Source organism: Stenotrophomonas sp. YJH_SMC_57 (genome assembly GCF_059369755.1).
Genome location: NZ_JCAFSZ010000002.1, coordinates 147,614 through 159,352, shown reverse-complemented (window position 1 = coordinate 159,352; position 11,739 = coordinate 147,614). Strand labels below are relative to the sequence as shown.

At 68.1% G+C, this 11,739-nt stretch carries 12 protein-coding genes; 3 read left to right on the top strand and 9 right to left on the bottom strand.

Going from position 1 to position 11,739, the window contains the following annotated elements:
• Window positions 1-10: 10 nt before the first annotated feature.
• The 3 genes from AC5P7U_RS02790 to AC5P7U_RS02780 all read right to left on the bottom strand — a co-directional run bounded on the left by AC5P7U_RS02790 (window position 11) and on the right by AC5P7U_RS02780 (window position 2,662).
• Complete coding sequence (locus AC5P7U_RS02790; protein ID WP_197564085.1) at window positions 11-967, bottom strand: FecR family protein; 957 nt, start codon at window positions 965-967, stop codon at window positions 11-13.
• A gap of 82 nt (window positions 968-1,049) precedes the next feature.
• On the bottom strand, window positions 1,050-1,553 hold the full coding sequence (locus AC5P7U_RS02785; protein WP_006448626.1) for an RNA polymerase sigma factor: 504 nt from the start codon (window positions 1,551-1,553) through the stop codon (window positions 1,050-1,052).
• 182 nt (window positions 1,554-1,735) lie between these two features.
• Window positions 1,736-2,662 (bottom strand): LysR family transcriptional regulator, encoded by a 927-nt coding sequence (locus AC5P7U_RS02780; RefSeq protein WP_006448628.1) that lies wholly within the window; start codon window positions 2,660-2,662, stop codon window positions 1,736-1,738.
• A gap of 150 nt (window positions 2,663-2,812) precedes the next feature.
• Between AC5P7U_RS02780 and AC5P7U_RS02775 the strand changes: the two genes are divergently transcribed.
• From AC5P7U_RS02775 to AC5P7U_RS02765, 3 genes are all read left to right on the top strand, one after another.
• Window positions 2,813-3,679 carry a pirin family protein gene (locus AC5P7U_RS02775; RefSeq protein WP_197564086.1) on the top strand — a complete coding sequence of 289 codons (867 nt, stop codon included), beginning with the start codon at window positions 2,813-2,815 and terminating at the stop codon, window positions 3,677-3,679.
• 70 nt (window positions 3,680-3,749) lie between these two features.
• Window positions 3,750-4,430, top strand: a complete 681-nt coding sequence (locus AC5P7U_RS02770; protein ID WP_197564046.1) for an isochorismatase family protein — start codon at window positions 3,750-3,752, stop codon at window positions 4,428-4,430.
• A 61-nt stretch (window positions 4,431-4,491) separates the two neighbouring features.
• Window positions 4,492-4,890, top strand: a complete 399-nt coding sequence (locus AC5P7U_RS02765) for an OsmC family protein (RefSeq protein ID WP_006448722.1) — start codon at window positions 4,492-4,494, stop codon at window positions 4,888-4,890.
• A 28-nt stretch (window positions 4,891-4,918) separates the two neighbouring features.
• Here AC5P7U_RS02765 and AC5P7U_RS02760 read toward each other — a convergent pair whose 3' ends face one another.
• From AC5P7U_RS02760 to AC5P7U_RS02735, 6 genes are all read right to left on the bottom strand, one after another.
• A complete protein-coding gene (locus AC5P7U_RS02760) occupies window positions 4,919-5,248 on the bottom strand; it encodes a hypothetical protein (RefSeq protein WP_008264586.1) in 330 nt (109 codons plus the stop codon).
• A 98-nt stretch (window positions 5,249-5,346) separates the two neighbouring features.
• Window positions 5,347-7,092, bottom strand: coding sequence for a putative porin (locus AC5P7U_RS02755; RefSeq protein ID WP_308308001.1), 1,746 nt, complete (start codon window positions 7,090-7,092; stop codon window positions 5,347-5,349).
• A 42-nt stretch (window positions 7,093-7,134) separates the two neighbouring features.
• A complete protein-coding gene (gene tolA, locus AC5P7U_RS02750) occupies window positions 7,135-7,797 on the bottom strand; it encodes a cell envelope integrity protein TolA (RefSeq protein ID WP_414555037.1) in 663 nt (220 codons plus the stop codon).
• Between the two features lie 39 nt (window positions 7,798-7,836).
• Window positions 7,837-8,250: an ExbD/TolR family protein gene (locus tag AC5P7U_RS02745; protein ID WP_005409874.1), complete on the bottom strand. Its 414-nt coding sequence runs from the start codon at window positions 8,248-8,250 to the stop codon at window positions 7,837-7,839.
• Window positions 8,251-8,260: 10 nt separating this feature from the next.
• The gene (locus AC5P7U_RS02740; protein ID WP_308308988.1) at window positions 8,261-10,045 is read right to left on the bottom strand and encodes a DUF2341 domain-containing protein; all 1,785 of its coding nucleotides are present in this window, start codon (window positions 10,043-10,045) and stop codon (window positions 8,261-8,263) included.
• Between the two features lie 38 nt (window positions 10,046-10,083).
• A complete protein-coding gene (locus AC5P7U_RS02735; RefSeq protein ID WP_308308987.1) occupies window positions 10,084-11,697 on the bottom strand; it encodes a ShlB/FhaC/HecB family hemolysin secretion/activation protein in 1,614 nt (537 codons plus the stop codon).
• Between the last annotated feature and the right edge of the window lie 42 nt (window positions 11,698-11,739).

Here is an 11,739-nt window from a genome sequence, read left to right as displayed (position 1 = left end):
CAACCGGGCTTTACCAGACCACCATCGCCCCGCCGGGCAGGCGCTGCACGCGCAACCCGGCCTGTGCAGCCACTGCATCGATGCCCGTTTCCGGGTGCTGCAGGTGGAACAGGCCGCTGACCCGCACGCGGGCACCCTGCCCGCCCAGCACCCAGACCGGTGCACGGCGGTAGCGCCCCAGATCGGCAATGGCCTGTGCCGCCGGCAGATCGTCGATCACCACTTCACCGCGCCGCCACGGCGCTACGCCATCGGGACCTACCTGCTGCAGCGGTTGCAGCCAGCGCCCGTCACGGAACACACGTGCCTGCCCCGCATGCAGGCGCTGCACGCTGCCATCGCCCGGGCGCACATCGACCGCGCCCTCGCTGACCTGGGTGGTGACCGTGCTGTCCTGCATCGACACGCTGAACGCGGTGCCGATGTCATGCACCTTGCCACCCGCCGCCTCGACCTGGAACGGGCGGGCCTCGTGTGCCACCTGGAACCAGGCCTGGCCGCGCAGCAGGCGCAGGTGCCGTTGCTGACCATTGAAATCGATGGCCAGCGCGGTACCGGCATCCAGCACGGCAGTGCTGCCATCTTCCAGCTGCACCACGCGCGGCGCATCGCTGCTGCGCAGGTCGCTGCGTGCCAGCAGCATTGCCTGCGGTGCGGCGGCGACCATCAACACCACGGCAGCGGCCGAGGCCAGCAGCCATGGCAGGCGGCGGCGCGGCGCCAGCCGCCGCAGTCCTTGGCGATCAGCCGTCAACTCGGGCAGCGCGGCCAGCACCTCGGGCCCGGCGGCATCCAGCCCCTGCCAGAAGGCCTGCTGCTTGCGCCAGGCCAGCGCATGGCGCGGATCGGCCTGCAGCCAGCGCTGCAGGGTTCGTTGCTGGCGTTCCGGCAGCGGGCCTGCACTGCACCGGATCACCCAGCGCAACGCCTGCCTGGCCTGACGCGGCGAGGGTTCGGACGTGGTCATGGTTGTGGCCTGCCGCACCGCGAACGGGTGCGCTTTCCTGTTGTGACAACGGCGGGCGCGATCTGCCCACGGCAATCGCCGTTCATCGCCGTGCTCCCTGCTGGTGCTGCTGGATCAACAGCGCTGCGCGCAGTACGTGCTTGCCGACCAGGCTCTTGGAGATTCCCAGGCGCGTGGCGATCTCACGCTCGCTCAGGCCCAGGTAGCGGTTGAGCACGAAGCACTCGCGCACCTGCCCGGGCAGCGCCAGAATGGTCTGGGTGATCTCACGCAGCTGTGCCTGGTCCAGCGCCTGCGCCTCGCCATCGTGGCCGGCCCCGGCCATGTCGGCGGCGTACTCGGCCATCGCGCGCCGTTCGCGGGCATCGGCCTGGCTGCGGTTGAGCGCGTGGTGATAGGCCATCCGGTACAGATAGCCACGCGGCTCCAGGATGGGCGGATCGCCGGGCACGCTGCTGGCCTTCAGGTACAGGTTCTGCAGGGTGTCCTCGGTACTGGCCGGGTCGAGGTAGCGCGCGATGAAGCGAGACAACGCACGGCGCTCGCGGATCAACAGCTCGACCAGCGCCAGGGCATTGGGAGACATAGGTGCCAAGGCCGGACCGGGGAATGATGGGCGTGATGGCGACGGTCCGGAGGTGAATTGTGGGCTGCGTGGCCGCAGGCGGCAAGCGAAGGCCCGTCGCGCGGCACCAGGATCATCCACGCATGGCGTGGATCTACCAGGCGGCGGATCCAGTGGATCCACGCCATGCGTGGATGCGGAGCCTACGGTTCATCCAACGCCTCGAAACGCTCGGCGAGGTAATCGAGCAGCGCCCGCACGGCCGGCAGCAGTCCGCGCCGCGACGGGAACACGGCGTGCACGATGCCGTGCTTCGGCACCCACTCGGGCAACACCGGCACCAGCGCACCACGGGCCAGCTCCTCGCTGATCATCATCCGCGGCAGCATCAACACCCCCACCCCTGCAACCGCGGCGGCGCGCAGCGCGATCATGTCATCGCTGACCAGGCGCGGGCGATGGTGCACGCTGGCCTGCACACCGCCGGGCCCGGTGTACTCCCAGACGTGCTGCTGGCTGGGCGATGCCAGATCGACGCTCGGCATCGTCGCCAGGTCGGCCGGCACCTGCGGCGTGCCGAGCTGATCCAGCAGCGCCGGGCTGGCACTGGTGCACCAGGCGCGGCGCGCCAGCACGCGCACCACCAGGTCGCTGTCCTCCAGCGGCGGCGGCCGCACCCGTATCGCCACGTCCACGCCCTCGCCCACCACGTCCACGCGGCGGTTGGTGGCCTCCAGCTGCACCGTCACCTGCGGGTGCAGGGCCAGGAAGTCGGCCAGCATCGGGCCGATGCGCGCGTGCAGGATCGCGATCGGACACGCCAGGCGTACCGTGCCGCGCGGCTCGGCACGGGACAGTGCGATCGCCTCTTCAGCGGCCTCGGCCTCGACCAGCATCGCCTTGCAATGGCGATAGTAGTCCTGCCCGACCTCGGTGACCGAGAAGCGCCGCGTCGAACGCTGGATCAGCCGCACGCCCAGACGTTCCTCCAGCAGCGCGATGCGCCGGCTCAGTTTCGACTTGGGCATCGCCAGCGCCCGGCCGGCCTGCGAGAAGCCGCCGTGCTCGACCACCATGGCGAAGTAGAACAGGTCGTTGAGATCGCAGCGGCGGATATCGGCAATGAACACGGGGCGAATTCCTGCGCGCAAGGCTTGGGTCCATTGTTCACCAGATAGGACTATGACGGCAAATAGTGGCGTCTACCGGCCTCATTGTCTCGGCGATATCGTCTCACGCAACGAAGAACAGCGGCCGGCAGCCCCGGCCAGGAGGTCGCCATGAAGCATGTCACCGGTACCTACAGCGCGCCCCGCCAGCACTGGGTGGGCGACGGATTCCCCGCCCGCTCGATGTTTTCCTACAACACGCACGGCCAGCACCTGAGCCCGTTCCTGCTGCTGGACTACGCTGGCCCGTACAGCTTTGCGCCCAGCGACACCCCGCGTGGCGTCGGCCAGCATCCGCATCGCGGTTTCGAGACGGTCACCATCGTCTATGAGGGCGAAGTCGCCCATCGCGATTCAACCGGGGCCGGCGGCACCATCGGCCCGGGCGACGTGCAGTGGATGACCGCTGCCTCGGGCATCCTCCACGAGGAATTCCATACGCCGGAATTCAGCCGGCGCGGTGGCACGCTGGACATGGTGCAGCTGTGGGTGAACCTGCCGGCCCGGGACAAGATGGGCGCGCCAGGCTACCAGACCCTGCGCGACGCAGGGATTCCCTCGGTGGACCTGCCTGAGGGCGCTGGCCGCGTGCGGGTCATCGCGGGCACCTTCGACGGCCACGCCGGCCCAGCGCGCACCCACACGCCGATGGATGTCTGGGACATCCGCCTGCGCCAGGGCCACCACGCCGAACTGCCGGTGGCCGATGGCCGCACGCTGGCGCTGGTGGTGCTGAAGGGCTCGGTGCGGATCAACGGCGGCCCGCCGGTCGGCGAGGCACAGCTGGTCACCTTCGACCGCACTGGCACGGACGTGTTCGTCGATGCCGACAGCGACGCCACGCTGCTGCTGCTCAGCGGCGAGCCGATCGACGAGCCGGTGGTGGGCTATGGCCCGTTCGTGATGAACAGCCAGGCCGAGATCGCGCAGGCGGTCAACGACTTCAACAGCGGCCGCTTCGGCCAGATCGCGCACTGAGCGCTTCCGCGCGGCGGGCAATCACCCGCCGCGCCAACGGGCCATCGCCCCCTTCCCCAGGAGAATGACCATGAGTACCCCCGCCAACTTCAACGGCGCGCGCCCGGTGATCGATCCGGACAACGCCGCGATGCTGCTGATCGACCACCAGAGCGGCCTGTTCCAGATCATCGCAGACATGCCGTTCAGCACCGTGCGCGCCCACGCCACTACGTTGGCGAAGATGGCCACGCTGGCCCGGATGCCGGTGATCACCACCGCCTCGGTGCCGCAGGGCCCGAATGGCCCGCTGATCCCGGAGATCCACGACGCAGCGCCGCATGCGCAGTACGTGGCGCGCAAGGGTGAGATCAACGCCTGGGACAATCCCGAATTCGTTGCCGCAGTGAAGGCCACCGGCCGCAGGCAGCTGATCATCGCCGGCACCATCACCAGCGTGTGCATGGCCTTCCCGTCGATCGCCGCCGTCGCCGACGGCTACCAGGTGTTCGCGGTGATCGATGCCTCCGGCACCTATTCGAAGATGGCCGAGGAGATCACCCTGGCACGCGTGGTGCAGGCCGGCGTGGTGCCGATGGACACCGCCGCGGTGGCCTCGGAGATCCAGCGCAGCTGGAACCGCGATGATGCGCAGCAGTGGGCCGAGGTCTACACGAAGATCTTCCCGAACTACCAGCTGCTGATCGAGAGCTACCTGAAGGCGCAGGACGTGCAGAAGCACCACGAGCCGCTGGATTCGCAGCGCAGCTGAGCGCGCAAGGCGGTAGAGTGCAACGCGTCGGGCATGGCCCGGCGCTACAGAGGAGATCCCCATGGCCTACGCACGCATTGTTTCAACCGGCGGCAACTACCTGCACCACATCAGCAATGGCAGCTTCGATGTCGATGCGGACGAGCCCGCAACGCTGGGCGGCCAGGGCAAGGGCTTCGCTCCGTTCGACCTGTACCTGGCCTCGCTGGCGGCCTGCACCGCCATCACCCTGCGCATGTACGCGCAGCGCAAGGGCTGGGAGCTGGGTGAGTTCCATGCCGAACTACGCTCCGAGCGTGACGAGGATGGACGCTTCCACGTGCACCGCGTACTGCATGCCAGCGCGGAGCTGAGCGATGCACAGTGGCAGCGGTTGCTGGAGGTAGTGGAGAAGACCCCGGTGACCCTGGTGATGCGCGAGGGTGCACGCATCACCAGTGAGCGCGGGGGTGCGGCGTAACCCCATCCACGCGTGGCGTGGATCCACTTCAGCGCCGTGAATGCAGCACGGTGCGCTGGCGCATGGCGTTGAACTCCTGCTCCACCTGCTGGATGTCCTCGGCCTGGAAACCGGCCGCATCCAGCAGCTGGTCGGCAGCCGCCGCCGCCAGCGGATCGTCATCGCGCTGGCGCCAGCAGCGCGCCGGCAGGAAGTAGCCCACTTCGCTGCGCCCGCGCATGATCACCACCGGCCGGCCGGCATACAGCAGGAACTCCGCCAGATGCTGGCGCAGCCCTTCCACCGATACATAGGCCGGCCCGATACCCAGCACCTGGCTGGACGGTTCAGGACTTTCAAACAGCTTGCGACGGCTCATCCACTCCTCCTTTGGTGCAACGCGTGGTCTCCTTTCCTTAGACGGGCGCATCGCTGCGCCCCCGCCACGCCCGGCGTGATCTGCATCACGCGATCCGGCTAGAAGCCGGTATTGAACTCCAGCTGGAACACGTCAATCGACAGCGGCGCACCGGACACTTCCTTGGCCGCCATCCACTTGCCGCTGATCCAGCTGCGCGCATCCAGCGCGTAGGCACCGCCCACGTAGTAGCCGCGGGCATTGGTGCCACCCAGGTGGAAGTTGGGGTCGTTGTAGGCATCCGGCAGCGCATCGGCCTCGATGTGCTTGTAGCCCAGCAGTGCCTGCCACTGGCCCTTCTCCCTCAGCTCGGTGGCACCGAAGGTGGCCTGCACCATCCATGCGGTATCCCCACTGCGGAAGGTGTTGATGCTGGCGGTGCCGCCCGCGTCGTAGTTGTTGACGATGCCATTGTTGGCACGGCTGAACATCGCCTGCTTGTCGTAGGCCAGGTTGCGGATGTAGTCACCGTCCAGGCGCAGGCCGATGCCCTGCGCCAGCTGCGTATCCCAGCGCAGGTTCAGCGTGGCCAGGCGGAACGCCGAGGCCAGGCCGACGTACTGCGGGGTGGGCGTGTTGGCCGGGTCCAGCGGATTGCGCGCGATGTCGCGGATCAGCATCAGGGTGTTGCCCTTCTGCATGAAGGCCGGGCGCGACCAGTCGGTATCGCAGCCCACCGCACCTGCATACAGCGCGCATGGCGAAGACAGGCGGCCGCTGATGTTCTTGAAGTCGTAGTAGCCCAGCGCCGCGCGCAGCGCGTTGTCATCGCTGAAGCGCCAGTTCACGCCCACCTGCGCACCGGACAACCACTTGTTCTCGTTCGGGGTCTTGACCCGGCTCTGGCTGGGTGAACTGTCGGAGGTGTACTCCAGCGGCACCACCGCCAGGTTGCCGAACAGGTCGATGTCACCGCCGTCGAAGTCGTACTTAAGGTTGGCGGCCAGGCCGTCGAAGTTCAGGTCGTTGGAGAACAGCGTATCGCTGGTCCAGAACGGATTGCCGAAGCGGCCACCACGCACCGTCACCCAGTCCGCCGGGCTGTAGGCCAGCCAGGCCTGGTCCAGCCACACTTCCTTCTTGCTCAGGCCACCGCCCAGCTGTTCGGTGGTCGACACCGGGCCATTGCTGCTGCCGCTGGCCAGGCGCACGCCGGCGGTGGTGTGCTGGCCGATGGTCGCTTCGATGCCCAGGCGGGCACGGATGCGCCACAGGTTGCGGCGGTCCTGGCGGCTGTTCAACAGCGGCGGCAGCTGCAGGTTGGTGTTGGTGTTGGTATCGAAGCCATTGCCGGAATTGATCGCCGGCCAGTTGCTCACGATGTCGCTGTTGCGCTCGGAATAGAAGCGCGATTCGCTGCGCACGCGCATGTCACCGGTGACCTTGATGCGCTTGGTCCATTCGGCCACTTCGTTCGGCGCCGCCCAGCCTTCCGACTTCGCTTGCGCCATCACATCCTGGCGCACCTCGTCACGGATGCCGTCGCGCACGCTCTGCGGCACGTAAGGCACGCGCACATCGCCGGCTTCCAGGGCCACGCCGCCGCTGGCAGGCGCGCTACCGCTGGCGGCGGTGCGTTGGGCGGCGGCCGCCTCGGCTTCGGCCTGCACCAGCAGCGCCTGGCCGTCTTCGGGTTTCAGCGCGCCGCTGGCGATCAGCCCCTTGATCAGCTTGACCATGGTGGTTTCTGCGGCCATCGCACCGGCCGGGGCCGCCAGGCTGAGCAGCACGGCGCAGCACAGCAGCGCCCGTCGGGCCGGCCGCGGGCGGCGGGAGTCGGTTCGTGCGCGGTCGTGGTCGTTCATCACGGTTCTCATCGAAAGAGTGGAAATCACGGAAGTCGGAAATCAGGCCCCGGGCCGGCGGCCCTGGATCAGGACGCGGGCGGGGAAATCGAGCGACGGCGGCGGTGCCTGGTCGACCCTGCCGATGCGACGCAGCGCATCGAGCACGGCCGCATCGGCCTCCTCGTTGCCACTGCCGCGCACCAGCTCGACCTTTTCCAGGCGGCCATCGGCGGCCAGCCACACATTCACCTGCAGCTGGAACGCCAGGCGCTTGACCTTGTCGTCGCGTGCGATCGCCTGCTGCATCAGGTAGCCGAGGTAGCGGCCATAGGTGGCATTGCCGGCACCACCGCGGCCGACGCCGGACGTGCCGCCGCCAGTACCGGACTGGATACCGAAGTTGTCACCGCCGGCCTGTGCATCGGCATTCATCGTTACCGGGTCGGCGTTGTCCGGGGTCGGCGTCGGTTCTTCCGCCGGGGTCGGCTGATCCAGCGGCTCCGGCTCGGGTACCGTCTCTTCCGGCGTTTCCGGCTCAGGCGGCTTTTCCGGCGGTGGCGGGGGCGGTGGCGGAGGGGGCGGCAGCGCCAGCATCGGCGGCTGCACCACCGGCCTGCGGGTACTGGCGGTGTCCTTGAACAGCAGCCACCACACCGCGATGCCGAGCACCAACAGCGCGGCCAGCACCAGCGCCACGGTCACCAGCAGCTGGCGACCGCGCATGCCGGGCTCCGGCCGAGGGGGTTGATGGGCCGTCATGCCTCAGCCCTGTGCCTTGCCGGTGACCAGCCCGACCTGGGCCAGCTCCAGCCGCCGCAGCAGGTCCAGCACCTCGACCACGCGCGCGTACTGCACCTGCGCATCGCCGCGCACGATCACCGGGAAGTCCGGCGTGGTCGCGCGCTCGGTGCGCAGGCGGTCTTCCAGTTCAGCCATCGTCACCGGGTAGGCATCGAGGAACACCTGGCCACTGGGGTCGATGGTGATCGCCTTGGTTTTCGGCTTCTCCAGCGCCACGCTGTTGCTGGCCTTCGGCAGGTTGACCTCGATGCCGGGGATGGAGGCGTTGCTGGTCAGGATGAAGATCACCAGCACCACCAGCAGCACGTCGACGAAGGGCGTCACGTTGATGCCCTTCTCGCGCTTCTTGATGCCGAACTTCGCCTTCTGGCCCATGGCGCGCCCCTCAGTCCTGGACCGCGGCCGGGCCGCGCCCGTCCTGCTCTTCGGCCAGGCGCGCGGCGAACTCGTCGATGAACACCGCCATGTCCGCGCCGATCGCCTCGGCGCGTGCACCCAGGTAGTTGTAGCCGAACAGCGCAGGGATCGCGACGCCGAGGCCGGCTGCGGTACACAGCAACGCCGCAGCCATGCCCGGCGCCACCGAGTTGATGTCCACCGCGCCGGCCATCGCCGCCACCACGAACACCAGCATGATGCCGATGACGGTGCCGAACAGGCCCACATACGGTGCGCCTTCAATGGTGGTGGACAGCCAGTTCATGCGCCGCGCCATGCCTTCCTGTTCGCGCACCATCACCGCATCCATCGAGGCACGGATGGCGGCGATGGTGGCCGCGCTGAGGTAGCCGCTGTTGCCATCACGCTGGTGGCGCTGCTGCATTTCATCGATGGCGACCTGGTAGATGCGCCACAGCGAACCCTCGTGCATCGCGGTCGGCGCCTTGCCCTGGCGGTCCATGTCGGACAGGGTGCGCAGCGGCACGCCGGACAGCTTGCCGAAGCTCTCGGTGAACACGGCATTGGCCTTGCTGGTGCGACCAAAGTGGCGGCTCTTGGCGATCATGATCGCCCACGACAGCAGCATCATCAGGCCAAGGATGGCCACCACCACCCAGGCGTCGAACGGCATCGCCTTGAGGATGAAACCGAAGTGGCTCTGCCCGGCCGACTGCTCGTCGGCCCCGTAGCTGATCAGGCGCGAATCCGCGCCCTGCGCGGTGGCATCGGCCAGCAGCAGCGCCGCCGGGCGCGCCACCCGCGAGATGCGCAGCTCATCCAGCGCACCTTCGAAGTTGGCCAGCGGCTGCGCCGCACCCGCAGCATCGGCGCCCACCACGGCGGCGGTGTTCAGGGCCGGCAGATCGCCACTGAGCTGGGCGACCACGCGCCCATTGAGGTACAGCTGCAGCGCCCCCTTCCCTGCGGTCAGGGCGACATGCGCCCACTGCCCTTCCGGAATCGGCTGCGCAGGCGTGCTGCGCTGGCCGTTGAGCTGCATGAACGGCACACGATTCTCGATGCCGAGCACCAGCTCGCCCGCGCCGTCGCGACGGGCATAGATCGCCTGTGCGGCACTGTTGCTGCCCGGCTTGATCCACGCGGAAACGGTCAATGGCGCGCCGGCCTGCTGCGCCAGCGAGGCGCTGGCCGGCAGCGGCAGTGGACCGCCGCCGAGCTGCACGCCACGGCCGATCACCGAGCCTTCCGACGGCGCCACCACGGCCCCGGCGTTGTTGCCATAGGCGGTGGTGTCGCGGGCCGGGGCATTGGCTTCGGCGAAGTGGTAGACCAGCGTGTAGTCCGGGTCGAACACCTGCTGGCCATTGCCGCTGGCCGGGGCCTTGTCGTTGCCGTAGTACATCCAGATCGTCTGCGGCGCCGCGGCACTCACCGCCGGCACGTCGACCCAGACCAGTGCCAGGCCGAGCTTGGGATCGAACTGTTCGATCTGGTGGGCCAGCACGGTGCGGCCATCGCCCGAGACGAAACGCAGGTCGCTGCCCGCATCCTGGGTGCCATCGAAGCCGAAGTTGCCGGTATGCAGGCGCAGCAGCAGCGGTGTGCGGCCCGGGTCACCGGCCAGGCCCGCGCCCTGCGGGCCGGCGTCGACGGTGATCGGCTTGCGGTACTTCCATTCGGCCTGCCACCAATTGGCATCGGCCGCAGCGGCAGGCAGCGCAACCAGCGCGGCCAGCAGCAACAACACTCGGGAAAGCAAACGGTCCATGCGAAGGGTCTCCGGAGAACGCATGTTCAAGGGAAGGGTCAGTAACTGGTGCTGATGTTGAAATGCAGGCGCGGGTCGTCCTTGCGCGTGACCGGGCCGTCGGCGTAGGGCCAGGCGTAGTCCAGGCGCAGTTGCAGGTGTTCGCCCAGGCGCAGCTGCGCGCCCAGGCCGACCGAGGCCAGGTTGTACTTGTCACGCTGATCGGGCAGCGGCTGGCGCAGGCGCAGGTAGGCCGCGTCGGCAAAGCTGTAGACGCGCAGATCGGTGCCGCTCCACAGCGACCACGCCGGCGTGCGCCATTCCAGGCTGGCCAGGCCGCCGTAGTCGCCAATCGCTTCGGCCGACAGATAGCCACGCACGGTGTACATGCCGCCGGCGGCAAACTGCTCGGCCGACACCAGCGGCGCGTCGGTCACCTGCAGCGAGCCGCGTGCATACCACTGCCAGTCGCTGCCGAAGGTATGGGTGTTGGCCACGTCGGCCTTGAAGGCCACGAAACTCGGATCGGCCCAGAATCGCTTCTGCCCGAATGCGGTGGCATCGCTGCCGTAGCCCAGCAGGCGGCGGGTGCCGGCCACCAGCTGGGTATTGATGCTCAACTGGTCCTGCTCGCCCTGGCGCACGCCCACGAACGCGAGGGTGATCGGCGCATACTTCAACGGCGTCTTCAGGCTGCCCTTTTCCATCTGCGTGTCTTCCTCGGTGTCCTTGAAGTCCACACCGAGGCTGAGCTGGCGCCACCACTGGCGGCTGCCGGCCAGGCGATAGTTGAGCTTGAGGCCGATCGAATGGCCATTGCCGATCACGTTGGTGCCTGACCCGGTGCCGACCTGCGCGCCGGCATTCAGCACCCGGCTGTCGGACTTGTAGCCGGAGGCTTCCAGGCTCCAGGGCGTGCCTTCGAACGGCATCATGTACGACGCCGAGAACACCTTGGCCTGCTGGGTGTCCTGCGGCGCCAGGTACACGCCGACGTTGACGCTGTGCCCGCGCTGCCACAGGTTGTCGTAGGCCAGCGAGGTGCTCAGGCGCAGCTTCTCGGTATCGGCGCTGCGATCGTTGTTCAGTACCGCGCTGACGCGCCACGGCGACTTCTCTTCAACCTGCAGGTCCACGTCCATGGTGCCGGGCACCTGGCCTTCGCGCACCAGTGGCATCACCTGCCGGCGCCCGCCTTCGTTGAGCGCGGTCAGTTCCTTCTGCGCCTGCTCGAAATCGGGCACCTTGCCTTCGGCCAGCGCCGGCACGCGCTCGCGGATGCGTTCGGGCGACTCGTGCTTCGTGCCGACCACGCGCAGCTGGCCGATCGGCGTCTGCTGCACCTTCAGCAGTACCACGCCGCCACTGACCTGCTGTTCCGGCAGTTCAACGTAGACCGACTGGTAGCCGGCCTGCTGGTACAGCGCATTGACCGCATCACGCGCCTTCTCGACATCGGCCAGTGTCTTGCCCGGGCCGAGGAACGGCTCCACTGCACGTTCGATCTGGCGCGGATCGAGCACGGTGTTGCCGCGCACGATGTATTCGTTGATGTTCACGCTGGGCGCGGGCGCCTGCTGTGCGAACAGCGGCAGCGGTATCATGACCAGGGCCAGCACCAACGGATGCAGGCGCAGCGGAAGGCGGACGGCTCGGGGCGGAACAGGAGTCATCGAAGGCATCGCGTCGTATCGAAGGGAATGGCCATGGAGCGG